Source organism: Pseudomonas sp. UTLPPB19802 (assembly GCF_059730225.1).
The window spans coordinates 4607237-4631572 of record NZ_AP048545.1 but is presented as its reverse complement, the minus strand read 5'-3'; the positions used below and the strand labels follow the sequence as shown (position 1 = coordinate 4631572).

General features: G+C 64.0%; 18 protein-coding genes. 15 read left to right on the top strand and 3 right to left on the bottom strand.

Going from position 1 to position 24336, the window contains the following annotated elements; genetic code table 11:
• Positions 1-17 precede the first annotated feature (17 nt).
• On the bottom strand, positions 18-1277 hold the full coding sequence (locus AC6I6U_RS19910; protein ID WP_497877740.1) for an acyl-CoA dehydrogenase family protein: 1260 nt from the start codon (positions 1275-1277) through the stop codon (positions 18-20).
• A gap of 477 nt (positions 1278-1754) precedes the next feature.
• Here AC6I6U_RS19910 and AC6I6U_RS19905 point away from each other — a divergent pair, with 477 nt between their 5' ends.
• The 7 genes from AC6I6U_RS19905 to AC6I6U_RS19875 all read left to right on the top strand — a co-directional run bounded on the left by AC6I6U_RS19905 (position 1755) and on the right by AC6I6U_RS19875 (position 10130).
• Positions 1755-2810, top strand: coding sequence for an ABC transporter substrate-binding protein (locus AC6I6U_RS19905; RefSeq protein WP_497877739.1), 1056 nt, complete (start codon positions 1755-1757; stop codon positions 2808-2810).
• 14 nt (positions 2811-2824) lie between these two features.
• A complete protein-coding gene (locus AC6I6U_RS19900) occupies positions 2825-3571 on the top strand; it encodes a class II aldolase/adducin family protein (protein WP_497877738.1) in 747 nt (248 codons plus the stop codon).
• Between the two features lie 65 nt (positions 3572-3636).
• On the top strand, positions 3637-4824 hold the full coding sequence (locus AC6I6U_RS19895; RefSeq protein ID WP_497877737.1) for an LLM class flavin-dependent oxidoreductase: 1188 nt from the start codon (positions 3637-3639) through the stop codon (positions 4822-4824).
• 10 nt (positions 4825-4834) lie between these two features.
• The gene (locus AC6I6U_RS19890; RefSeq protein WP_497877736.1) at positions 4835-6406 is read left to right on the top strand and encodes an ABC transporter substrate-binding protein; all 1572 of its coding nucleotides are present in this window, start codon (positions 4835-4837) and stop codon (positions 6404-6406) included.
• Positions 6399-7457 carry an ABC transporter permease gene (locus AC6I6U_RS19885; RefSeq protein WP_497877735.1) on the top strand — a complete coding sequence of 353 codons (1059 nt, stop codon included), beginning with the start codon at positions 6399-6401 and terminating at the stop codon, positions 7455-7457. Before AC6I6U_RS19890 ends, AC6I6U_RS19885 begins: the two co-directional genes overlap by 8 nt.
• A 10-nt stretch (positions 7458-7467) precedes the next feature.
• Positions 7468-8313, top strand: a complete 846-nt coding sequence (locus AC6I6U_RS19880; RefSeq protein ID WP_497877734.1) for an ABC transporter permease — start codon at positions 7468-7470, stop codon at positions 8311-8313.
• Complete coding sequence (locus AC6I6U_RS19875) at positions 8310-10130, top strand: dipeptide ABC transporter ATP-binding protein (protein ID WP_497877733.1); 1821 nt, start codon at positions 8310-8312, stop codon at positions 10128-10130. The genes AC6I6U_RS19880 and AC6I6U_RS19875 overlap by 4 nt, the downstream gene beginning before the upstream one ends.
• Positions 10131-10244: 114 nt before the next feature.
• Here the strand turns inward: AC6I6U_RS19875 and AC6I6U_RS19870 are convergent, their stop codons facing one another.
• Entirely contained in the window at positions 10245-10856 is a 612-nt protein-coding gene (locus AC6I6U_RS19870) for a LysE family translocator (RefSeq protein WP_497877732.1), read from the bottom strand.
• Between the two features lie 51 nt (positions 10857-10907).
• Positions 10908-11756, bottom strand: a complete 849-nt coding sequence (locus AC6I6U_RS19865; protein ID WP_497877731.1) for an AraC family transcriptional regulator — start codon at positions 11754-11756, stop codon at positions 10908-10910.
• 510 nt (positions 11757-12266) lie between these two features.
• On the opposite strand from AC6I6U_RS19865, the gene AC6I6U_RS19860 reads away from it, so the two are divergent.
• From AC6I6U_RS19860 to AC6I6U_RS19825, 8 genes are all read left to right on the top strand, one after another.
• On the top strand, positions 12267-13715 hold the full coding sequence (locus tag AC6I6U_RS19860) for a serralysin family metalloprotease (RefSeq protein ID WP_497877730.1): 1449 nt from the start codon (positions 12267-12269) through the stop codon (positions 13713-13715).
• A gap of 338 nt (positions 13716-14053) precedes the next feature.
• A complete protein-coding gene (locus AC6I6U_RS19855; RefSeq protein ID WP_497877729.1) occupies positions 14054-15523 on the top strand; it encodes a serralysin family metalloprotease in 1470 nt (489 codons plus the stop codon).
• A gap of 259 nt (positions 15524-15782) precedes the next feature.
• The gene (locus AC6I6U_RS19850; protein ID WP_497877728.1) at positions 15783-17300 is read left to right on the top strand and encodes a M10 family metallopeptidase C-terminal domain-containing protein; all 1518 of its coding nucleotides are present in this window, start codon (positions 15783-15785) and stop codon (positions 17298-17300) included.
• A gap of 137 nt (positions 17301-17437) precedes the next feature.
• Complete coding sequence (locus AC6I6U_RS19845) at positions 17438-17749, top strand: protease inhibitor Inh/omp19 family protein (RefSeq protein WP_497877727.1); 312 nt, start codon at positions 17438-17440, stop codon at positions 17747-17749.
• Between the two features lie 79 nt (positions 17750-17828).
• Positions 17829-19610: a type I secretion system permease/ATPase gene (locus AC6I6U_RS19840; RefSeq protein ID WP_497877726.1), complete on the top strand. Its 1782-nt coding sequence runs from the start codon at positions 17829-17831 to the stop codon at positions 19608-19610.
• Positions 19607-20932, top strand: coding sequence for an HlyD family type I secretion periplasmic adaptor subunit (locus AC6I6U_RS19835; protein WP_497877725.1), 1326 nt, complete (start codon positions 19607-19609; stop codon positions 20930-20932). The genes AC6I6U_RS19840 and AC6I6U_RS19835 overlap by 4 nt, the downstream gene beginning before the upstream one ends.
• A gap of 1 nt (position 20933) precedes the next feature.
• Positions 20934-22292: a TolC family outer membrane protein gene (locus AC6I6U_RS19830; protein WP_497877724.1), complete on the top strand. Its 1359-nt coding sequence runs from the start codon at positions 20934-20936 to the stop codon at positions 22290-22292.
• Positions 22293-22386: 94 nt separating this feature from the next.
• Positions 22387-24225 carry a polyurethane esterase gene (locus AC6I6U_RS19825; protein WP_497877723.1) on the top strand — a complete coding sequence of 613 codons (1839 nt, stop codon included), beginning with the start codon at positions 22387-22389 and terminating at the stop codon, positions 24223-24225.
• The last annotated feature ends 111 nt before the right edge of the window (positions 24226-24336 follow it).

The following is a 24336-nucleotide window of genomic DNA, read 5'->3' as shown; positions in this document are numbered from 1 at the left end:
TGGGAGGAGGGGCAGGTTCAGCGGGTGGTGGCGCCCTGTTTTTCCTTGGCGTTGAGGATGGCGGTGTACTCGCCCGGATCGACGCCGTTGAGGTAGTAGTTGCCGACGTGGTGCAGGCGCCAGCGGATCGGGTCGTGGGTGGTGTGTACCCGCGCATTGCGCCAGAAGCGGTCGAGGTTCCACTTGCTCAGGGACGCGCTGGCGCCGAGCAGCGAGAAGATGTCGCTGGAAATCTTCAGCGAGGCACTGTCGGAGTGGGCCCGGGCGGTGGCCACCGAGAGGATCAGTTCGTCCTGCAGCTCCTTGTTTTCCGGGTCCAGCTCATGCTGGTCGAACACTCGTGCGGCATCGCGCAGCAGCGATTCGGCGGCGCGCAGGGCGACGGCGTACTCGCCGATCTGCTTGATGATGTGCGGCTCCTCGCTGGCGTGCTCGACACCGCTCTCCACCCAGGCCCGGGCGTTGTGCTTGAGGTAGTCGACCGCCGCACCGAGGGCGCCGGCGGCAATGCCGGTGTCGATGGCCGCGTGAAGGATCTGCGGGAAGGTCAGCCCGGTGCGTTTCATCGGGCCCTTGCGCCGGGATACGAAACGCTCGTCGAGCTCGATGTTGTCGAAGATCACGGTGCCGCTGACCGAATTCTTCTGGCCGAACGCCTCCCAGTCATCCACCAGGGTCAGGCCAGGGGTGTCGCGGTGCAGCAATACGCCGGCACCACCGTCGTCGCTGGCGGCGGTGAGGGAAATCCATTCGGCCAGGTACGAGCCGGTGGAGTAGAACTTGCTGCCGTTGAGCACCAGCGTGCCGTCCTCGCGGCGGTCGACGCGGGTCTTGAGGGCGAACTTGTTCTTCCCGCCGACTTCGGCCAGGGCGTTGCCCAGGCGCTTGCCGGCCAGCACATCGGCGAGCACGCGGTCGCGCACCTCGTCGGGGTAGCCGATGACGCCGCGCAGCATCACGTTGTGGATTTGCAGCAACTGGCCGACACCGCCGTCGGCCACCGAAACCAGTCGTACGGTTTCGACGATGGTTTGCACCGAGGCGCCCAGGCCGCCATGGGCCTTGGGTACGCCGATGGCGGTAATGCCGCTGGCTGACAGCAGTTGCGCCTGGCGCCGTGGCAGTTGGCCGTTCTGCTGGCTGTCGGCGGCGATCACGGCGATTTCCCGGGCGATCTCCCGGGCGGCCTCGATGGCCTCGGCTTCGCTGCGCAGCAGGCGTATCGGTGGCTGTTCCTGCAGTGATGGGGCGGCGGGGTGGCGTTCGAGCGTGCTCATGTTCTACCTCTGGCAATTCACGGAATGTTCCTGTGGGCTGCCCTTGCTTGTGGAAGCCGGCTTGCTGGCGATGACGGTGTGTCAGACGACACAGATGTCGACTGTCGAATCGCTATCGCCAGCAAGCCGACTCCTACAGGTGATGGGGCAAGGCGGCGTTGCCGGGCGTTGAGCAAGTTCTGCGCCAGGGCCGCGAAACCGGCCCGGAGCCCTTGCCTGGCCTGGCTTGCAGCTTTCAGTAAAGGCTTCTGGTGGCGGGCGGCTGCTGCTGGAGCAGCAGTGCCACGAGGTGACTGCTCAGCCAGCAGCAGTCGCGGTGCAAAGCTGCTGAATCACCAGCAATTCCTCCGTGGCTTTTTCCTCAGGCTGGTCTACAGGCCTTTGAATACAAGGCTTTCAGCTCTTGGCACGAGCGCTGCAATGGCGCTCGTATCGAATCGCACCTGCATCGATTTGCCCAAACCAATGGAGCCACCCATGACCGCTGTCGCTACCTTGTCCGAGCCCGAGGCCCGGACTGAGCTGGACCAGATCTGGTTCACCCGCTGCCCGGTGCCTACCGCCTCCGGCATCGCCTATAAACTCGGCTGGCTCGGCGAGGAGTTCGCCGCCGACGGCCTGCCGGTCTCGACCCTGCAGGAGGCCCGTCAACTGGGCCACCATCACTACGATCATCAACTGCCGGGGCTGTTTCGCGAGGGTGGCAACGTCCCGGCCCTGGCTGCCCGTGCGGCCGGTTCGCCGAGTCGGCTGATCGGTCTGACCTGGATCGAGGAATGGCAGACCATCCTGGTTCGCCCCGATTCCGGCATCAGCCGCCCGGAAGATCTGAAGGGCAAGCGCCTGGCCCTGCCGGCCTGGGGTGCCAGCCGTCCGGGCAGCATCGCCCGGGCCATGAGCCTGCACGGCTACAAGGGCGCGTTGAGCCTGGTCGGGTTGGGCTTCGACGACGTCGAGCTGGTGGAAGTCGCACTGCTGGACCAGGAACTGGCCAGCGATCCGCGTGCCGGACTGCAGCGGCTGTGGTCGGGGCTGGATTACCTGGCCCGTGGCGAGGTCGACGCGGTCTACGTCAAAGGCGCCTCGGCGGCCGACGCCGCGCGCCGCCTGGGCCTGGTGGTGGGTATCGACCTGGACCTGGTCGCCGAGCCGCGCTACCGCATCAACAACGGTACGCCACGGCCGATCACCGTGCACCAGAGCCTGCTGGACAACCACTTCGACGTGGTCGTGCGCTTCCTTGCGCAAACCCTTAAGGCCGCCGAATGGGCCGCCGGCAACCGTGATGCGCTCAACGTCATTCTCGAAGAGGAAACCCGCGCCGGCAGCGCTGGCGTGGCCGAGGCCTATCGCGGCGAATTCCACACCACCCTGGCCCCGGACCTGTCGCCACAGCGCCTGGAGTTCCTCGGTATCCAGAAAGACTTCCTGTACCTGCACGGCTTCCTCGAAAGCGATTTCGCCATCGCCGACTGGGTCGATCCGCGCCCCCTGCAAGCCGCCCATCAACTGTTGGCCAAGCGCCGCGCCTGAACTGGAGAACCGCCATGACTGCACTGCTCAATGAATCGTCCGTGAACGAAGCGCTGCTGGACAAGGAACTGCAAGCCTTCGTCGACCAGGTGCTGGTGGAGGCCGAAGAAGCGTTCACGGTGTTCCGCGAGACCAATACCATCACCGCCAATGGCACCGTCGGCTTCATCGAACGCGTGCCGGGGCGCGAGCTGCTGGTCTCGGTCAACTACGGTGGGCCGTGGAACTACCGCAAGCCGCTGCAGGCGACGGTCACCGACTTTGCCGGCAACGTGCTGCTCGGCAAGGGCAAGGGAGGCCTGGGCCGCTACACCAAGCTGTTCCAGCAGCATGCCGACATCACCACCATCTCCCATGTGCATTCGCCGTACCTCGGTGCCTGGGCCCAGACCCACCGCACGCTGCCGTTCCACTACGTGCCGGTGCAGCGTTACCAACTGGCGCGCGAGCTGCCGGTGTACATCGACCGCCGTCAGGCCGAAGTGGATTTCATCCTCGACAAGATCGCCGAGAACCCGTTCAACCTCGCGATCCTGGAAGCCAACGGCGGCTCTACCGTGTGGGGCAAGCAGGGCCTGCGGGCCACGGCGGAATTCATCCTGCTGCTGGAGGAGGGCGCGCAGTTGCAACTGCTCGCCGATGCCCTCGGTGGTTCGCGGCCCTACGGACCGGGCGTGCTGACCCAGCAGTGGAAGATGAGCGGGCTGTACGAGCGGGCCACCGAGCTGGGGCTGGTGCCGGCGATCGATCGGCGTAGCTGATTCCACCCTGTCGTGAGAGCCGGCGGCTCTCTCGAGACGACTGCTGCATTTCAAGGAACATGACCATGGCCGTAAAGATTCTCTGGTACCTCACCACGCCCGACGGACCTTATCCGTGGGAGCCCGAGGGCCGCTGGAAGACCGATTTCGAACACCTCAAGCAACTGGCCGTGGCCAGTGACCGGCTGGGCTACTACGGCTCGCTGCTTGGCTCCAGCCCCAACGAAAGCCTGGCCGTGTCGGCGGCGCTGATCGATGCGACCCAGCGCCTGCGCTTCCTGGTCGCGCAACATCCCGGCGAGTTGTCGCCGGCGGTCCTGGCCAAGTGGGCGCTGACCTTCGACCAGTTCTCCAACGGCCGCCTGCTGTTCAACGTGGTCAATGGCAACGACGCCGGCCTGGCGACCCTCGGCGTGCATTACCCGCACGACGAGCGTTACGACTTCAGCCTCGAGTACTGGCGCAGCTTCCAGAGCATCTATGCCGGTGACACCGACGGCTACGACGGGCGCTACGTCAAGCTGGCGCCACGCTCGCCCGGCGCGGCCAGCCATCCGCTTGGCGGCTGGCATCCGCCCAGGCAGAAGCCCGGCATTCCGCTGTGGGGCGCCGGTACGTCGGCAGCGGGCGTGGCGCACTCGGTGCAACTGCTCGATGTCTACCTGAGCTTCGCCAACACGCCACCGGCGCTGGGCGAAAAGTTCCGCAAGGTAGCCGCCGAGGCGGCGAAGATCGGCCGCGAGCTGACCTTTGGCACGCGTTTGCAGATCATCGTCCGCGAGACCGAGGAAGAGGCCTGGGCCCACGCCGAAAAACTGCTGCAACGCACCTCGCTGCAAACCGCACGGGCTTCCATCGAGCGGCAGTTGCCGCCGGGGGTGACCCTGGAAAACTTCCACAGCGACGACCCGCAGATCCAGCGCAATGTCGACAGCATCCGTGCCGGACGCCTGCCCAAGGCCCGCGACCTGGAGATCTACCCCAACGTCTGGCTCGGTCCGAGCCTGTTCGGCTTCAACATCCTCGGCCCTGCCGCCGGGACCTACCTGGTGGGCAGTGCCGAACAGGTCGCCGAGCGGATTCGCGAGTACGAAGCCCAGGGCACCTCGGCCTTCATTCTGTCCGGTTTCCCGCTGATCGACGAGGCGCACCGCGTCGCCGACCTGCTGTTCCCGTTGCTGGACCTCGATCACGGTTTCGAGGTCCCCCGGCTGGGGGTGAAATCTCGTCCGGCATTGGCCGAACCGGCCTGAGGAAGCGTTCATGAGTCAGGAATTTTCCCGCCGGACGTTTCTCGGCAACAGCCTGGCGGTCGGCGGCGGCCTGCTGCTGGGCAGCAGCCTGCTCGGCGGCTGTGACAACCAGGCCGCCACTGCGGCCGCCGGCGCGGTCTCCGCGACCGCGGTCCATGGCGGGCGGCTGCGGGTCGGCATCATCGATGGCGACCAGGCCGGCAACCTCGATGCCCACAAGCCGGTGGGCGGCGGGATCATTCGTGGCTGGGCGCTGTACAGCAAGTTCTGGGAGTGGAACCCGGATGTCAGCACGCGCCTGGCCCTGGCCGAATTCGCCGAGCCGAATGCCGATGCCAGCGCCTGGACCATTCGCATCAAGCCGGGCCTGGAGTTCCACCACGGCAAGAGCATCGGTGCCGATGACATGCTGTTCTCGATCCTGCGCCTGACCGATCCCAGGCTGGCATCGCCCTATGCCGGGCTGGTCGGTGCGATCGATCGCGCGGCGTTGCGCAAGCTCGACAAACGCACCATCGAGATTCGCTTCAAGCAGGGCCAGAGCTTTTTCCCGCTGGACGAAACCCTGATCAGCTTCGGCGGCATCGTGCCCACCGACTACGATCCGGTGAGCAACCCGGTGGGCGCCGGGCCTTATCGGCTCAAGCGTTTCATTCCCGGCCAGCGCTCGCTCTATACCCGTTTCGAGAACTACTACAAACCCGGCCAGCCCTATGCCGACGAACTGGAAATCATCGAATTCAAGGATCAGGTCTCCCGCGCGGCAGCCTTGCGCGCCGGGCAGATCGACATCGCCAGCGGCGTACAGGCCGAGCACAGCGCGTTGCTCAAGGCCGACTCACGCCTGAAACTCTACGTGTCGCCGACGACTTCGTTCACCGGGTTCAACCTCAACCTGGCCAAGGAGCCGTTCCAGGACGTGCGGGTGCGCCAGGCGTTTCGTCTGCTGGCCGACCGCCAGGAGCTGGTGAACCGTGGCCTCAACGGCTTCGGACGGATCGCCAACGACCTGTATTCGCCTCAGGACCCGACCTACAACCACGACATTGCCCAGCGTCCGTACGACCTGGAGCAGGCCCGTTCGCTGCTGCGCCAGGCCGGTCAGCAGGACCTGCGCGTCGAGCTGACCACCACGCCGGGTGCCGGGGTCAATGCTGCGCTGGTGTTTGCCCAGCAGGCGAAGAAGGCCGGCATCGAGATCAAGGTCAACCAGGTCGACGGCTCGGTGTTCAACGGCCCGCAGCGCGAGAGCTGGCTGCTGTCGCCCGGCTCGACCCCGGCCCGTGGCTTTCTCGCCTCGGCGTTGCACAACGATGCCCCGCAGGCGATCTACAACCGCAGCAACTTCCACGACGAGCGCTTCACCGCGCTGTACCAGCAGGCGCTGGCGCAACCGCAACTGGAGCAGCGCAAAGTGCTGGTACACGAAGCCCAGCGTATCCAGCACGAGCGTGGCGGCCTGCTGATCTGGGGCTTCAGCGACGTGCTCGATGCCGCCTCGGCGCAGGTCGGCGGACTGACACCGGAACAGACCACCTTCGCCTCCTGGCGTTTTGACGAGTTGTGGTTGAACCATGCGTAAGGCCCATCGCAAGACCTCGCGGACACCGGTCTGGCTGTCCTGGTTCATCGGTCGCCTGGGCTATGGCCTGCTGACCGCCTGGGTGATCAGCCTGGTGGTGTTCATCGCTACCCAGGCGTTGCCGTCGGATCCGGCTCGGGTGATTCTCGGCCCCGACGCGCCGTTGCAGAGCGTGTTGACCCTGCGCCAGCAACTGGGGCTGGACCAGCCGATCATCCTCCAGTACCTGCGCTGGCTCGGGCGTGCCCTGAGTGGCGACCTGGGCATCTCGCTGGATTCCAATGCTGCGGTCAGCGGCATCCTGTTCAGTCGTTTCGGCAACAGCCTGGCGCTGGTGGCGGGGGTGGTCCTGCTGGTGGTGCCGGCGGCGCTGGCGCTTGGCGTGGGCCTGGCCCTGCGCCGTGACCAGCGGCTTGATCGCTGGAGCCTGTCGCTGTTGATCTTCCTCAAGGCAACGCCCGGCTTCCTGCTCGCCATCGGCCTGGTGCTGTTGTTCTCCATGCCGCACATGGACCTGCTGCCGGCGGTGTCGCTCCTCGATCCGGAGCGTTCGCTGTTCCGGCAATTGCAGTTCCTGGTGTTGCCGGTGGTGGCCTTGAGCTTGTCGGCCTTGCCTTACCTGACCCGCCTGGTGCGCTCGTCGATGATCGAGGCGCTGGAGTCCGACTACGTCATTGCCGCCCGGCTGCGGGGCATACCGCAGTGGCGCATTGTCTGGCGGCACACCTTGCCCAATGCACTGGTGCCGGCGATCCAGGGCGTGGCGCTGACCCTGCGCATCCTGCTCGGTGGCGCGCTGCTGGCCGAGGTGGTCTTCAGCTATCCGGGGATCGGCACGCTGCTCAATGCGGCGATCCAGATGCGCGACCTGCCGATGATCCAGGCCTGCGTACTGGTCATTACCCTGAGCGTGGTGCTGATCAACCTGCTGGCCGACCTGTTGACCGTATTGTTGACCCCCAAGCTGCGCACGGCCTGGCGGGTCACCCTGATCCAGCGCAACCAGCGCGGCATCCAGCCCTGGTGGCGGCGCTCGCCGAAGGCGCCTTGAGAGGTGATGCATGAGTGACAACCGATTTTCCCGCGGGCGCCACTGGCTGGCCGAACCGCAGACCCGCAGGGGCGCGCTGATCACCCTGGCGGTGATGCTGCTGGCGCTGTTCGGGCCGTGGATTGCGCCCCATGGCACCACCGACATGGTCGGCCCGGTGTACGGCTCGCCACAGGCCTCTGCCTGGCTGGGCCATGACTTTCTTGGCCATGACGTGCTGTCGCGGCTGCTCAGCGGCGGCTTGTCGGTGCTGTGGATGTCGGTGGCGGCGGCGTTCATCGCCCTCGCGGTAGGCGCTACCCTGGGGTTGCTGGCAGGCTTGTCGCGGCGCCGGCTGGACCAGTGGATCACCTGGCTGGCGGACGTCGCGCTGGCGTTTCCCGACCTGATCCTGGTGTTGCTGATCGTCTCCATGCTCGGCCGCGCACCCTGGCTGATCGTGTTGACCGTGGCGATCGCCTTCATTCCCGGGGTGATCCGCCTGGCCCGTGGTTGTGCGGTGAGCGTGGCGGGACAGGAGTTCGTCGAGGCGGCGCAGATGATGGGCTATTCGCGCTGGCGCATCCTGTTTCGCGAGATCCTGCCGAACATCCTCACGCCGCTGCTGGTGCACCTGGGCAACATGCTCACCTGGGGTATCGGCATGCTCTCCGGCTTGAGCTTCCTCGGCTACGGCGTGGCGCCGCCGGCGGCCGACTGGGGTCTGATGATCAATGAAAACCAGGCCGGCCTGCTGGTGCAACCCTGGGCTGTGCTGGCGCCGGCGCTACTGGTGGGCATCTTCGCCTATGGCACGAATATCCTGGCCGAGGGCATCGGCCGCAGCAGTTCACGGATTGGAGACAAGCAAGCATGAATGCCGTTGCCGAAATCGAGCCACGCCTGCAGGCCGGCGTCCAGGTGCTGCAGGTGAGCGACCTGCGGGTCGAGTTGTCGGCGCAAATCGATGTATTGTCGGGGGTGTCGTTCTCGTTGGCAGCAGGGGAAATTCTTGGCCTGGTGGGCGAGTCGGGTTCCGGCAAGACCACCCTGGCCACGGCGCTGCTGGCCCATGCCCGGCGCGGTGCACGGATCGCCGGTGGGCGGGTCGAGGTGGCCGGGCAGGCGTTGCTGGAGCTGCGAGGTGAAGACTTGCGCCGGGCGCGCGGCAGCCTGATCGGCTATGTCGCCCAGGACCCGGCGACGGCGCTGAACCCGGCGTTGCGTATCGGTCATCTGCTGCGCGAAACCCTGCAGAGCCACCAGGATGGACTGGACCGGGCAACACTGCGCCAGCGCATCGGCGATACCCTGCGTGATGTCGGCCTGCCGGATGACGAGGCATTCCTGCGGCGGTTTCCCCATCAACTGTCCGGTGGTCAGCAGCAGCGGGTCATGCTGGCGCTGGCGTTCGTGCTACGGCCGCGCCTGATCGTGCTCGATGAGCCGACTACCGCGCTGGACGTCAGCACCCAGGCGCATATTCTTGAAACCCTGCGTCGGCTGTGCAAGAGCCAGGGCGTGGCGGCGGTGTACGTGTCCCATGACCTGGCGGTGATCAAGGACCTGGTGGACCGGGTGATGGTGATGTACGCCGGGCGGTTGGTGGAGGTCGCCGGGCGGGATGTGCTGTTTGCGCGGCCGGCTCATCCGTATACCCGTGGGCTGCTCGCGGCGATTCCGGATGTTGCCCAGCGTCGCGACCTGCTGGCGATCGCCGGGCAGGCACCCGCGCCGGGGCAGCGCCCTTCGGGTTGTGCCTTTGCACCCCGCTGCGCCTGGTCCAGGGCCGAGTGTGCGGTGGCCGAGCCGGCCCTGCGCGACTGGGCGACGGGGCAGGCGGTGGCTTGCCTGGACCCTCATCGTGAACCCTTGCAGCTGCTTGCCCAGGCGCCGCTGGGGCAGGTGGCGGCTCGGGAGTCCGAGGTACCTTTGCTGGAAATCGAGCGACTGAACGTGGCCTACGACCGGCAGGTGCTGTTCGATGTGTCATTGCAGGTGCTGCGGGGCCAGTGCCTGGCGTTGGTGGGCGAGTCCGGTTCCGGCAAGACCAGCCTGGCCCGCGCGGTGGCCGGCTTGGGAGAGAATGCCGAGGGCGAACTGCGTTACGCCGGCCAAGCGCTGAGCTTGGAGGCGCGTCAGCGGGACAAGGCGCTGCGACACCGGATCCAGTACATTTTCCAGAATCCGTACCGGGCCCTGAATCCACGGCAGACCGTGTACCAGACCTTGAGCGCGCCGCTGCAGCACTTCTTCGGGATCAGCGGGCAGCAGGCTCGCGAGCGGGTGGACTCGGTGCTCGAACGCGTGTCACTGCCGACGACGGTGGCGCAGTTGTATCCCCACAGCCTCTCCGGTGGCGAGCGCCAGCGGGTGGCAATCGCCCGGGCGCTGGTGTGCGAGCCGACGCTGCTGATCTGCGACGAAATCACTTCGGCGCTGGATGTCTCGGTGCAGGCGTCGATCCTGGCGTTGCTGCGGCAGTTGCAGGCGGATGGCTTGACGTTGCTGTTCGTGACCCATGACCTGGGCGTGGTCCGTGCCATCGCCGACCGGGTGCTGGTGCTCAGGCAGGGCCGGGTGGTGGAGCAGGGCGCAGTGGACGAAGTGCTGGACCGCCCGCAAGCCGAGTACACCCGCTCGCTGCTTGAACACTCGCCGACCTTGTTGGGCGCGCGTGCGGCTGCGGGGTGATCGCGCACCGCTTCGCGGTTATCGGCCAGCAAGCCGGCCCCCACTTGGGGGCGGGTGCGTGCAAGATTGGCGGCACGATGCTGACTCTCCTGGCGCAGCACCCGGTGGTCTTCCTCAGGCCAGCACGCTCAGCCAGGCCGAAACCAGCAGCAACAAGGCCATGCAGCGATTGAAGCGCTGCAGGGCCAGCGGCGAGCGCAACAGGCGGGCCGAGCCGATGCCGAGAATGGCCCACAGGCCCATGCACGGTAGCGACACCACGAAGAAGACCAGGGACAACGAAACGACATGAGCCTGGCGTTCGGCGCCGTTGCCGGCGAACACACCGACCACCGCCAGCGCCATCATCCAGACCTTGGGGTTGACCAGTTGCAGGCTGGCCGCTCCCAGCAGGCCCAGTCGCCTGGCCTGGTTATCGCCGGTTTCCAGGCTGTGCACCGGGGCACTGAAAATCTGCCAGGCCAGCAGGCTCAGCCAGGCGATGCCCAGCCATTGCATGATCGTCTGCACCCGAGGCAGCTCGCTCAATGACTGGCCGACCCCACTGCCCACCAGCAGCACGATCAGCGCTGCTCCCGCGCCGGCCCCGAGAATGATCGGCAGCGCCGCCGCCAGGCCATGGCGGGCGCTGTTGCTCAGTACGAGGATATTGTTCGGTCCCGGCGTGACCGAGGCGACGAAGGCGAACAGCACGAACGGCAACAGGTTGGGAAAGGTGGACAGCATGGATCAAGGCTCCGCGAATGGATCGATCTGACAATCTTCGCGGCTGTCGCCTCAGGTGTCTGGAAGGTTTGAGCAGCGCTTGCGGTAGGCCGCTGGCGTCAGGCCATAAGCGCGGACGAACCAGCGCCCGAGATGGCTCTGGTCGGCAAAGCCAAGACTCATGGCCACCATCGCCGGTTGTTCACCCAGCGCCAGCAGGCGTCGAGCCCTGGCCAGGCGCAACTGCACCAGGTAGGCATGGGGCGGCAGGCCATAGGCCGACTTGAAGGCGCGGGTCAGGCGAAAGCGGTCGACGCCGGTCACCAGGGCCAGGTCATCGAGGCTGACATCCTGCTGCAGATGGGCGTGCAGGTACTCCCGTGCCCGTTGTGCCACCAACGGCAGGCGTGGGTCCTCGCGGTAGCGGCTGCGCCAGTGCAGGTGGCGGGTGAGGGCGTCGAACATCTGGTCCAGGGTGCTTTGCTGGACAATCCGCAGTTCCGGGCTGTGCATGGCCTGGAACGCCGCACTGGTGGCCTGGGCCAAGCGGGTGTCGCCGGTCGCCAGCGGCGTGGAGAACGACAACTGGCTGTTGGCCGGAGCTTCCTGGAACAGTGCGCCCAGCTCGCGCTCCAGCCAGTGGGGTTCGAGGTACAGCGTGCGGTAGGTGAAGCCGCCTTCGGTGGGCGCATCGCCGTCGTGGATTTCACCCGGTTCGAGCATGAACACATTGCCCGGCATGCTGTGATAGCGGGTGCGCTGGCAATTGAACTGCTGCACCCCCTGTTCGGTGACGCCTATCAGGTAGGTGTCATGCCAGTGGGCGTCGTAGGCGTGTCCCTTGAAATGGGCGCGCAGGGTTTCGATACCGGTATCGCGATCCTGAGTCAGGTCGATCCAGTTGTCGGCGTTGCTGGACATGCTGTACCTGGAACATTGTTCAATCGTGCAGGGGACAGTAGGCACCGCTTTGCCGGGACAAGTCTAGAACATCCGTGCAGCGGTATTGGCGCCCGGACCGGTGGGCGTCGGTCGGGGCCGTGGCGGCGATTCCTGCGGCGATATATTCCAGGCACTCATCTGTCGGTACTAAACGAATGTACGCGGAGTAAAACTTGCAAGTTTATAAATGACCGGCTGGTCATTGATCGATGCACTTCGCTTATGCATTTTTCCGACTTGAATATTTCTAATGGCCTGCTTGAGTGGTTCGGAAAATTCCGTCAGAAAATATTTTCAGGGGAATAAGCAATGTTTGCGGGATCTTTCCGCTTTAAAGCATTTTGATATCAAAAAAAGCGCTAGACGGTGGATTTCAAAATGTGTCAGTTTCTCGCTGCCTTCAAAAAGGGCGAGTGATAGGATGATCTCGCCAAGGGATTGTCGCTATCGGACAAAAACTGTTTCACTTGCAAACAAGGAAGTGTGTTTATGTCGAAAGTCAAAGCGAAAGCTATTGTTTCGGTAGAGTCTGCGCTGGCGGCCAGCGGTACAAGTTCCGCCTTCAATCAGATCGATAGCTTCAGCCATCAATACGACCGTGGCGGCAATCTCACGGTCAATGGCAAACCCTCCTACTCCGTCGATCAGGCCGCCACGTACTTGTTGCGTGACGGTGCCGCCTGGCACGATCTGAACGGTAGCGGCAAGATCGAGCTGACTTATACCTTCCTGACGTCCCCGACCTCGAACTTCAGCGGTCTGGGCGTTACCGGGTTCAGTCAGTTCAGTGCGCTGCAGAAGTCGCAGGCGGTGCTGGCCATGCAATCCTGGGCCGACGTCGCCAACGTGACCTTCACCGAGGCAGCGAGGGGTGGCGATGGTCACATGACCTTCGGTAACTACAGCGGCGGCCAGGAAGGGGCGGCGGCATTCGCCTTCCTGCCCGGCACCGAGCCTGGCTATGATGGCCAGTCCTGGTACCTGACCGGCAGCGGCTACAACGTCAACAAGACGCCTGGCCTGAACAACTATGGCCGTCAGACCCTGACCCACGAGATCGGCCACACCCTGGGCCTGTCCCACCCTGGCGACTACAACGCCGGCGAGGGCAACCCGACCTACAAGGACGCGACCTACGGGCAGGACACCCGTGGCTACAGCGTCATGAGCTACTGGAGTGAAAGCAACACCAGCCAGAACTTCAGCAAGGGTGGCGTCGAGGCCTATTCTTCCGGCCCGCTGATGGACGATATCGCGGCGATCCAGAAGCTCTACGGCGCCAACTACAGCACCCGTGCCGGTGATACCACCTACGGTTTCAACTCCAACGCCGGTCGCGATTACCTGAGCGCCACCTCGTCTTCGGACAAGCTGGTGTTCTCGGTCTGGGATGGCGGTGGCAACGATACCCTGGACTTCTCCGGCTTTACCCAGAACCAGAAGATCAACCTGCATGCCGGTTCGTTCTCCGATGTTGGCGGCCTGGTCGGTAATATCTCGATTGCCCAGGGTGTGACCGTCGAGAATGCCATCGGTGGTTCGGGCAACGACCTGCTGATCGGTAACGACGTGGCCAACGAACTGCGTGGTGGTGCCGGCAACGACATCCTCTACGGCGCTGGCGGGGCGGACAAACTGTGGGGCGGGGCTGGCAGCGATACCTTCGTGTTCGCCGCAGTTTCCGATTCGAAGCCGAACGCCGCCGACCGGATCATGGATTTTGTCAGCGGCCAGGACAAGATCGACCTGTCGGGGATTACCCACGGTTCGGCGCTGAACTTCGTCAACGCGTTTACCGGACATGCCGGCGATGCGGTGCTGACCTATGCCTCGGGCACCAACCTGGGCACCCTGGCGGTCGACTTCTCCGGGCATGGCGTGGCGGACTTCCTGGTCACCACGGTGGGCCAGGCGGCGGTCACGGATATCGTGGTCTGAGTCGATGAGCGGGGAGGTGGCGTTTGCGCCACCTCCTTGAGTCGAGCATGCAAGCGCAGTGGAACCAGCCGTTTCGGCAAAGTCCCGACATGAGAATTGCCGTGTTGAAGTTGCTGTATCGAATTTTCCTGTTGAAGTTGATCCAACTTCACAAGCTCTGGCCGAAGTCTGCCCTTCAATGGCTGGGCGGGCGGTATTTGCAGGAAGTTTCGGATAGGAGCCTGTTCAATGCGCGCCCCTGTTATCGGGCACCGGCTGCCCGTATACATTTTTCCCTGTCTTAAGGACTTCGCGTGACAAATCCCTATTCAGAAACAGCAACTTCCGAGCAACTATCGTTGACGCTTCAGGCAAGTCGCCTGGCACTCTCCGACCGTGGCGGGGTGGATCTGCTCAATGGAAAGCCGTCCTATTCGGTGGACCAGTCGGCGGCACAGATCACTCGCAGCGGGAATGCCTGGAAAGACCTGGACAACAATGGCAAGGTCAACCTGACCTATGCCTTCATGGACAGCTCACCGGCGAATTTCGCCGAATTGGGGATGGATGTGGGTATCAGTGGTTTCAGTCAGTTCAGTGACCTGCAGAAAACCCAGGCGGTACTGGCCCTGCAGTCCTGGGCGGATGTCGCCAACCTGAGTTTCACCGAGGCGCCGGCCGGTGGTGATGGGCACTTGACCTTCGGCAACTACAGTGGCGGCCCATCGGGTGGTTCGGCATTCGCGTTCCAGCCACAGGGCGAGCCGGACTATGATGGGCAATCCTGGTACCTGACCGGCAGCGGCTACGAGGATAACAAAACGCCAGGCCTGAACAATTTCGGGCGTCTGACGCTGGTTCACGAGATCGGGCACAACCTGGGCCTTTCGCACCTGGGGGACTACGATGCAACCCGTGGCAACCCAAGCTACAAGGACGCCCTTTATGCGCAGGACACGCTCGGTTTCAGCGTGATGAGCTATTGGAGTGAAAGCAACACCGGCCAGTCTTTCACCAAGGGTGGCGCTGCGGCCTATTCGTCCGCGCCGCTGCTGGACGATATCGTGGCGATCCAGAAACTATACGGTGCCAATCATGGCACCCGTGCCGATGACACCGTCTACGGTTTCAACTCCAACACCGGCCGTGACTACCTGAGCGCCACCTCGGACGCGGATATGCTGGTGTTTTCGGTGTGGGACGGCGGTGGCAACGACACCCTCGATTTCTCCGGTTTCAGCCAGGACCAGACGATCAACCTGAACGAGGTCTCGTTTTCCGATGTGGGCGGGCTGGTGGGCAACGTCTCCATCGCCAAGGGTGTCACCCTGGAAAATGCCCTTGGTGGCAGCGGCGACGACCTGATCATCGGCAACGCGGCGGACAACCGGCTCATCGCCGGTGCGGGTGATGACCTGCTGCACGGTGGCGACGGTGCCGACTTGCTCGACGGTGGGGCCGGTGAAGACCAACTGATGGGCGGTAGTGGCGATGACATTCTGGTCGGTGGTGCGCACATGGATATCCTGAGCGGCGGGGAAGGGCGCGACACCTTCGTGTACAACGCCGTGTCGGATTCGGTTGCGAATGCCGCCGATTGGATCATGGATTTTTCCAGCGGCGAAGACCGGATCGATCTCAGCGGGATCACCGGTGGTTCGGGCCTGGATTTCGTCAGGGCGTTTACCGGCAAGGCCGGCCAAGCCGTAGTGGATTATGACCCGGATTTCAGGGATGGCACCCTGTCGATCGATTTCTCCGGCGATGGCGTGGTCGATTTTCAGATCACGGCGATTGGCCAGGTGGCGATCAGCGACATCGTCGCCTGATTGATGCAACAACGGGGCGGCGTTCGCGCTGCCTCTTCGAATCGTATGAAGCATGAGCGTGGCTGTATTGGGGGTGCCGTGTCGACTTTTCTCATGGATGACGTGCCTGACTCGGATGTCTTTTTCGAGAAGCCGGCATTTGCATGCCGGGTGAGCGTTATCTGCAGGAGTGGAGAGGCAGGAGCCTGTCCAATGCGCGCCTTCGTTGCTGGGCAATCGCCTGGACGAGCACGTTCTTTCCATGCCTCAAGGATTTAGCATGACTCTTCTGCATTCCAATACACAGACCTTCCGGCAAGTACCTTCCGAGGGCTATCAACCGGGCGGCAAACCGTCTTACTCCGTGAGTCAGGCGGCCACACAGATCACTCGCACCGGCGATCTGGTGCCGGACCGCGACAACAGTGGACGGATCGACCTGACCTACACCTTTCTCAGTGTCGAGCCGTCGGACTTCTCCGCTATGGATCTGCGCGGATTCAGTGAATTCAGCGAGCAACAGAAACAGCAGGCGAAGCTCTCCATGCAATCGTGGGCGGATGTCGCCAACATCACGTTCACCGAAGCGCAGAGTGGTGGCGATGGACACCTGACCCTGGGGAACTACAGTGACGGCGATCTGGGGGGGGCAGCAGCCTTTGCGTTCATGCCCGATCCGGATCCCCTCAAGGAGGGCCAGTCCTGGTATCAGGTTGATGGTGTCGATGGCTGGGCCGACTGGTTCTGGCGCCAGTTCGGCATCGACAATGAACCGAACAAGGCGCCGGCCCTGAACAGCCTGGGTCGCCACATCCTGACCCATGAGATCGGCCATAACCTGGGCCTGTCCCATCCCGGTGACTACGACGCCGGTGAAGAAAGCTGGTTCGACTGGCTCTGGCAAGTGGTCAGTGGCGACGATGGCTATGGCGGCGCGAGCTATGCCGAGGACTCGTCCGGCTACAGCGTCATGAGTTACTGGAATGAACGCAACACCGACCAGGATTTCAGCCGCGACGGTTCGCGGGCCTTTTCCTCGGGCCCGCTGATCGATGATATCGCGGCGATCCAGAAACTCTACGGAGCCAACCACGCCACCCGTGCCGACGATACCGTGTATGGGTTCAACTCCAACACCGATCGCGACTACCTGAGCGCCACCTCACCTTCGGACACGCTGGTGTTCACCGTCTGGGATGGTGGCGGCAATGACACCCTGGACTTTTCCGGGTTTACCCAGGACCAGAGGATCTATCTCGCCGAGACGTCGTTTTCCGATGTGGGTGGGCTGGTGGGCAACGTGTCGATCGCCCAGGGCGTCACCTTGGAAAATGCCCATGGCGGCAGCGGTAACGACCTGATGTTCGGCAACGAGGTGGACAATCTGATCAAGGGCGGTGATGGCGATGACACCCTGCTGGGGGATCTCGGCAATGACTGGCTGCATGGTGATGCCGGCAACGATTTTCTTCATGGCGGCAAGGGGCAGGACAGGCTGGAGGGCGGGGCCGGTCGCGACAGTTTCGTGTATTCGTTTTCTTCGGAATCGGTACCGGACGCAGCCGACTGGATCGTCGACTTCGCCAGTGGCGAGGACAATATCGACCTGACGCAGATTACCGAAGGTTCGGGCCTGAGTTTCGTCCAGGCCTTTACCGGGCAGGCCGGGCAGGCGGTACTGCGTTATGACCCGCGCCATGACGAAGGCTCCCTTGAAATCGATTTTTCCGGTGCCGGCCTGGCCGGGTTCCAGGTCCATACGGTTGGGCAGATGGCGGTCACGGATATCATGGCCTGATTGAACGTTGACGAGCAGCGCCCATGCGCTGCTCCCCGAGGGTATTGCGAGGGCTCATGATCGACCGATTCATTCCCCGTGTTGTATTGAAGGTGTGGCTGCTGGCCGCATCGATGCTGCTGACAGGAGAACAATGTATGGCACGTAGTTTGATTCTTCCCGCCCCCGACACTCTGGTCGGGACCTGGCGGCTGTATCCCCAGGATGACAGCAGTACTCCTTGCGAGCTGCGGTTGTCGACCCAGGCACCGGCACTCGACGGTGACCTGGAGTGCGCGGCCAACTGGCTGGGCGAGCGCCCGACGAGCTGGGAGCCGACCCCGGACGGCATCTGGCTGTATGGCGCCGGCGGCAGCGGTATCGCCCATCTCAATCGGCAGGGGGACGGGGTGTACGAAGTCCGTCTGCAAAATGGCCAGACCCTGGTGCTGGTCCGTAAACCGGCATGAATGGGCGGGCGGCTTCAGCGACAGGTTGAGGTCACCGCGCTCCACGATCTCTTGAAACCAGGCCTATCAGGGAAGATAAATGAAGGCGTTGAACATCAACTCCGGCACACCCTTGTTCCGTGTGCTGGGCGACTATAGAAGCACACTGGTCAGCGTCGGTTGTTTCACCGCGTTGATCAACCTGCTGATGCTGGTCCCGTCGATCTACATGCTGCAGGTCTACGACCGGGTCCTGACTTCGCAGAACGAAACCACCCTGGTGATGCTGACGCTGATGGTGGTGGGCTTCTTCGCCTTCATCGGGCTGCTGGAGGTGATCCGCAGCTTTATCGTGATCCGCATCGGCAGCCAGCTCGAGCGACGTTTCAACCTGCGGGTCTACCAGGCGGCGTTCGAGCGCAATCTGTTTCGTGGCCAAGGCCATGCCGGCCAGGCCCTGGGCGACCTGACCCATATCCGCCAGTTTCTTACCGGGCCGGCGTTGTTCGCGTTCTTCGATGCGCCGTGGTTTCCGATCTATCTGCTGGTGATTTTTCTGTTCAACCCCTGGCTGGGTGTCTTTGCCAGCGTGGGTGCGGTGCTGCTGATCGCGCTGGCCTGCCTCAACGAGTGGCTGACCCGCAAGCCGCTGGGCGAGGCGAGCGGCTTTTCGCAGCAATCCAGCCAGTTGGCCACCAGCCACCTGCACAACGCCGAAACCATCCAGGCCATGGGCATGCTCGGTGCCCTGCGCAAACGCTGGTTCCAGGTGCATTCGCGGTTTCTCGCGCGACAGAACCAGGCCAGCGATACCGGTGCGGTGCTGACTTCACTGAGCAAGTCGCTGCGCCTGTGCCTGCAATCGTTGGTGCTGGGCCTCGGCGCGCTGCTGGTGATCAAGGGCGACATGAGTTCAGGAATGATGATCGCCGGCTCTATCCTGATGGGCCGGGTACTCAGCCCCATCGACCAGTTGATCGCGGTATGGAAACAGTGGAGCGCGGCCAAGCTGGCGTATCGTCGGCTCGATGAGCTGTTGCGCGAGTTCCCTGAAGGCGAATCGCCGATGAGCCTGCCCGAGCCGAGGGGCGAAGTGGCGTTCGAACAGGTCAGCGCCGGCCCGCCGGGCACACGCGGGGCGACCTTGCACCAGGTGAGTTTCCAGTTGGCGGCGGGCGAGGTGCTGGGCGTTCTCGGTGCTTCCGGCTCCGGCAAGTCGACCCTGGTGCGGATCCTGGTGGGTATCTGGCCAACCCTGGGCGGCGTGGTGCGCCTGGATGGCGCGGATATTCATCGCTGGGACCGCAATGAACTGGGGCCGCACATTGGCTACCTGCCACAGTCGATCGAACTGTTCAGCGGCACGGTCGCCGAGAATATCGCCCGCTTCAGCGATGCCGATCCGCAGAAGGTGGTCGCGGCGGCGGTCCAGGCCGGTGTGCACGAACTGATCCTGCGCCTGCCGCAGGGCTACGACACCGTGCTGGGTGACGACGGCAGCGGCCTGTCCGGTGGGCAGAAGCAGCGGGTGGCGCTGGCTCGTGCGCTGTACGGCGGCCCGCGACTGGTGGTGCTCGACGAGCCGAACTCCAACCTCGATGCGTCGGGCGAAGCGGCGCTGACGGCGGCGATTGCACAGCTCAAGGCCCAGGGCAGCAGCGTGATTCTGGTGACCCACCGTTCCAGCTCGTTGACCCAGGCGGACAAGCTGCTGGTGCTCAACGACGGGCGGATGCAGGCTTTCGGGCCCAGCGCCGAGGTACTCAAGGCGCTTTCCGGCACGGCTCCGGCCGCGCCCCAGCCGGCTCGCCCACAGGCGGCACCCGCCGGGCTCAGCCTGAACCGGCAGTACGGCGCGGCGACCCAAAGGAGCGGAGCATGAGCCAGGATAGCCTGATGCAAGACGACAATTTCGAGCGCCCGGAGCGCGATGCGCGCTTTTTCGTCCGCGCCGGTTGGTGGCTGGCGCTGCTGGGCGCCGGTGGCTTTTTTGCCTGGGCGACCCTGGCACCGCTGGACCAGGGGATTGCCGTGCAGGGTACGGTGGTGGTGTCCGGCAAGCGCAAGGCTGTGCAATCGCTGGGCGGTGGGGTGGTCGAGCGGATCCTGGTACACGAGGGGCAGTTGGTTCACCAGGGCCAGCCGCTGTTCCGTCTCGACCAGACCCAGCACGCCGCCGATGTCCAGTCCCTGCGTGCCCAGTATCGCGTGGCCTGGGCCAGCCAGGCCCGCTGGCAAAGCGAACGGGACAACTTGCCGCGAGTGAGCTTCCCGGACGAACTGACCCGAGATACCGACCCCCAGCTGGACCTGGTGCTCGAAGGCCAGCGCCAGTTGTTCAGCAGTCGGCGCGAGGCCTTCGCCCGTGAGCAGGCGGGGATCCGTGCCAGTATCGAGGGCGCTGGTGCGCAATTGGCCGGCATGCGTCGGGCCCGTGCCGACATGACTGCACGCGCCGATTCCCTGCGCCGGCAGTTGGAAAACCTGCGCCCGCTGGCGGAAAACGGCTACATCCCCGGCAACCGCCTGCTGGAGTACGAACGGCAGCTGTCACAGGTGCAACAGGACCTGGCGCAGAACAGCGGTGAAAGTGGAAGGATCGAGCAGGGCATTCTCGAGTCGCGCCTCAAGCTGGGGCAGCACACCGAGGAATACCAGAAGGAGGTACGCAGCCAACTGGCCGACGCCCAGCTCAAGACCCTGACCCTGGAGCAGCAACTGACCTCCGCCCGATTCGAGCTGCAACACAGCGAAATCAGCGCGCCGGCCGAAGGGGTCGCGGTGAACCTCAGCGTGCACACCGAAGGCGCGGTGGTGCGCGCCGGGGAGAACCTGTTGGAGATCGTGCCGCAGGGCGAGCGCCTGGAAGTGGAAGGGCACCTGCCGGTCAACCTGGTGGACAAGGTCGGTACGGCCTTGCCGGTGGACATCCTGTTCACCGCGTTCAACCAGAACCGCACGCCACGGGTTGCCGGTGAAGTCAGCCTGATCTCCGCCGACCAGTTGCTCGACGAGAAAACCGGCGTGCCCTACTACGTGCTGCGCAGTTCGGTCAGTGACCTGGCGCTGGAGAAGCTCAACGGGCTGGTGATCCGGCCGGGCATGCCGGCGGAAATGTTCGTCCGCACCGGCGAGCGTTCGTTGCTCAATTATCTGTTCAAGCCCCTGATGGATCGTGCGGGCTCTGCGTTGACCGAGGAGTAGGATGTTGCGCCTGATGAAAAAACCGCTGTGTCTCGCGGCGGCCTTGCTGTTGTTCTCTTTCGAGTGCCGCGCCATGGGGCCGTTCCAGGTCTATGAACAGGCACTGCGTAACGACCCGGTGTTCCTCGGCGCGCTGAAAGAGCGCGATGCCGGTCAGGAGAACCGCGCCATCGGTCGCGCGGGGCTGTTGCCACGGCTTTCCTACAACTACAACCAGGGCCGTAACGACTCCCGCGCCACCTATCTCAACGAGCGTGGCAATCTCCATGAAGACCGGCGCTATACCAGCTCCGGCTCGACCCTGATGTTGCAGCAGCCGCTGATCGACTACGAGGCCTATGCCAACTATCGCAAGGGCGTGGCCCAGGCGTTGTTCGCCGACGAGACCTTTCGTGGCAAGAGCCAGGAACTGCTGGTGCGGGTACTGACCTTCTACACCCAGGCGCTGTTCGCCGAGGACCAGATCCAGATAGCCCAGGCCCGCAGGAAGGCGCTCGACGAGCAGTTCCAGCAGAACACCCAGTTGTTTCGCCAGGGCGAGGGCACCCGCACCGACATCCTCGAAGCCGAGTCACGCTACGAGCTGGCCACGGCCGAGGAGATCGAGGCCCAGGATACCCAGGACGCCGCCCTGCGCGAGCTGGGCGCGCTGATCGGCGTGCCGACGGTGGCGGTGTCCGACCTGGCGCCGCTGGGCCAGGGATTCGAATCCTTTCCCCTGGAACCCGCCAACTTCGCCACCTGGCATGAGCTGGCACTGAGCAGCAACCCGACCCTCGCTTCACAGCGCCAGGCGGTGGAAGTGGCGCATTACGAAGTGGAGCGCAACCGCGCCGGGCACCTGCCCAAGCTCAATGCCTATGCCAGCCTGCGCAAGAGCGAGTCCGACAGCGGCAATACCTACAACCAGCGGTATGACACCAACACCGTCGGTTTCGAAGTCAGTGTGCCGCTGTTCGCTGGCGGTGGGGTCTCTGCCTCCGTGCGCCAGGCCAGCGCCAACCTGGAGCAGGCCGAGTACGAACTCGATGGCAAGACCCGCGAAACCCTGATCGAGTTGCGACGCCAGTACAACGCCTGCCTGTCCGGGGTGAGCAAGCTGCGCGCCTACCGCAAGGCGTTGGTTTCGGCGGAGTCGCTGGTACTGTCGACCCGGCAAAGCATTCTCGGTGGCGAGCGGGTCAACCTCGACCTGCTCAATGCCCAGCAGCAGCTCTACAGCACCCGTCGGGACCTCGCGCAGGCGCGCTACGACTACCTGATGGCCTGGACCCGATTGCATTACTACGCCGGCACCTTGCGTGAAACCGACCTGGCCAGGGTCGACGAGGCGTTCGTGCCGAAGGCGGCATTTCATTAGGCTGCTGAGGCATCCGCGGCAGTGGCGGATGCCCCACGGAGCCTGACCCTGTTTCGTGCTTTCTCGACAAGTTCAACAACAGAGAGGCAATACCATGGGTGTCTTTGACTATAAAAACGCAAGTCCCGAGGTCTCCAAGGCGCTGTACTCCGATGCCATGGCGATCACCTTGTATTCCTATCACAACATCGATAACGGCTTTGCCGTGGGCTACCAACAGAACGGCTTCGGCCTGGGCCTGCCAGCCACGCTGGTGAAGGCCTTGATCGGCGGCACCGATGCCCAGGGGGTGATTCCCGGCATCCCGTGGAACCCGGACTCGGAGAAGGCCGCGCTGGCGGCGGTACAGGCGGCCGGATGGACGCCGATCAGTGCCAGCCAGTTGGGCTATGCCGGCAAGTCCGATGGCCGCGGTACCTTCTACGGTGAGAAACCCGGTTACAGCACGGGCCAGGCGGAAGTCCTCGGCAAGTACGACGCCCAGGGCCACCTGGCGTCCATCGGCATCGCTTTTCGCGGTACCAGCGGGCCACGGGAGACGCTGATCAGCGATACCATCGGGGATGCGATCAACGATCTGCTGGCCGCCATCGGCCCCAAGGATTATGCAAAAAACTACAGCGCCAATGCCTTCTCCGGCCTGCTCGACAAGGTCGCGGCCTTTGCCGCGGCCAACGGCCTGGCCGGCAAGGATGTGCTGGTCAGTGGCCACAGCCTGGGCGGCCTGGCGGTCAACAGCCTGGCCGACCTGAGTGCCGACCACTGGGGTGGTTTCTACCGTGATGCCAGCTACATCGCCTTCGCTTCGCCGACCCAGAGCGGCGCCGGAACCCAGGTACTGAATATCGGCTATGAAAACGACCCGGTATTCCGTGTGCTCGACGGCTCCAGCGTCAACCTGGCGACCCTTGGGGTGCATGATGGCTACAAGGCTTCGGCGACCAACAATATCGTCAGTTTCAACGACCACTACGCCTCGGATGCCTGGAACGTCCTGCCGTTTTCCATCGGCAATATCGCCACCTGGCTGTCGCACCTGCCGACCGCCTACGGTGACGGCATGCAGCGCATTCTCTCCTCGAAGTTCTATGACCTGACCGCCAAGGATTCGACCATCATCGTCGCCAACCTGTCGGACCCGGCGCGGGAAAAGACCTGGGTGCAGGATCTCAATCGCAATGCCGAGGCCCATACCGGCACCACCTTCATCATTGGCAGCGAGGCCAGCGACCTGCTCAAGGGCGGGCGGGGCAACGACTACCTCGAAGGCGGCGGTGGCGATGACACCTTCCGCGACGACGGTGGCTACAACATCGTGCTGGGCGGCAAGGGCCACAACACCTTCGACCTGCAGAAGCCGCTGGGCAGTTTCGATATCGCCAATGACGGCCAGGGCACCCTGTACATTCGCGATGCCCAGGGCGGGATCACCATTGCCAAGGACATCGGCACGCTGATCAGCAGCGAGCCGCACCTGGTCTTCCTGTCCAGGGATGTGGCCCATACGGTGGGTAATCAAGGCTTGTCCACCGGCAGCTATGTCGCTTCTCAGGTCGGTGGTGCCGGGGCGGATACCCTCACAGCCAAGGCATCGGGCGAATGGTTGATCGGCAACGGCGGCAACGATCACCTGATTGGCGCGGCCAAGGGCGGCACGATGTTCATCGGTGGGGCTGGCAACGACCTGATGGAGGCGCGGGGTGGCGGCAACACCTTCCTGTTCAACGGCGCCTTTGGCCAGGACCGGATCAGCGGGTTCCAGGCTTCGGACAAGCTGGTGTTCATGGGATATGCCGATTCACAGGGGCACAATATTCTCGAGCATGCCAAGGTGGTCGGGAATGATACGGTGCTCAGCTTTGGTGCTGATTCGGTGACGTTGGTCGGCGTTGGCCTGGATGTGTTGAAGGGGGCCGGCGTGGTGATTGCCTGAGGGCAGTCGGGGCGGTAGTGGATGGCCGCCCCTGGCGGTTCGCGGGCGAGCCCGCTCCTACAGGGATTGCTGTCCTTCTGTAGGAGCCGGACTTGCCCGCGAACCACCGTA